The organism is Dellaglioa sp. CoH-57-MRSF-18, assembly GCF_056781995.1.
The window spans coordinates 1-486 of sequence record NZ_JBXAXX010000072.1 but is presented as its reverse complement, the minus strand read 5'-3'; the positions used below and the strand labels follow the sequence as shown (position 1 = coordinate 486).

Below are 486 nucleotides of genomic sequence, written 5' to 3'. Positions count from 1 at the left end.
GGAAATAGCTCAGCTTGGTAGAGCACCTGGTTTGGGACCAGGGGGTCGCAGGTTCGAATCCTGTTTTCCCGATTAATAGATTGCCAAAATTTATTATGTGTTTTTATTTTATGGCGGCGTAGCTCAGCTGGCTAGAGCGTCCGGTTCATACCCGGGAGGTCAGGGGTTCGATCCCCTTCACCGCTATTTTCTACGTAAGAAGCTTGGACCTTTAGCTCAGTTGGTTAGAGCAGACGGCTCATAACCGCCCGGTCGTAGGTTCGAGTCCTACAAGGTCCATTACTTGTAGCTGATTCAAGTAGATTTTTAATTTTTTATGGAGGATTACCCAAGTCTGGCTGAAGGGAACGGTCTTGAAAACCGTCAGGTGGGTCAAACCACGCAAGAGTTCGAATCTCTTATCCTCCTTTTTAATATTATCGCGGGATGGAGCAGTCTGGTAGCTCGTCGGGCTCATAACCCGAAGGTCGTAGGTTCAAATCCTGC

General features: G+C 48.1%; 4 tRNA genes. All 4 read left to right on the top strand.

Features of this window, described 5'->3' with window-relative positions:
* The 4 genes from AC1RPG_RS08125 (at nucleotide 1) to AC1RPG_RS08110 (ending at nucleotide 408) form a co-directional block, all read left to right on the top strand.
* A tRNA-Pro gene (locus AC1RPG_RS08125) sits at nucleotides 1-72 on the top strand.
* Nucleotides 73-112: 40 nt separating this feature from the next.
* A tRNA-Met gene (locus AC1RPG_RS08120) sits at nucleotides 113-186 on the top strand.
* Nucleotides 187-205: 19 nt separating this feature from the next.
* Nucleotides 206-279: transfer RNA gene (locus AC1RPG_RS08115), tRNA-Ile, on the top strand.
* Nucleotides 280-318: 39 nt separating this feature from the next.
* Nucleotides 319-408: transfer RNA gene (locus AC1RPG_RS08110), tRNA-Ser, on the top strand.
* Nucleotides 409-486: the final 78 nt, after the last annotated feature.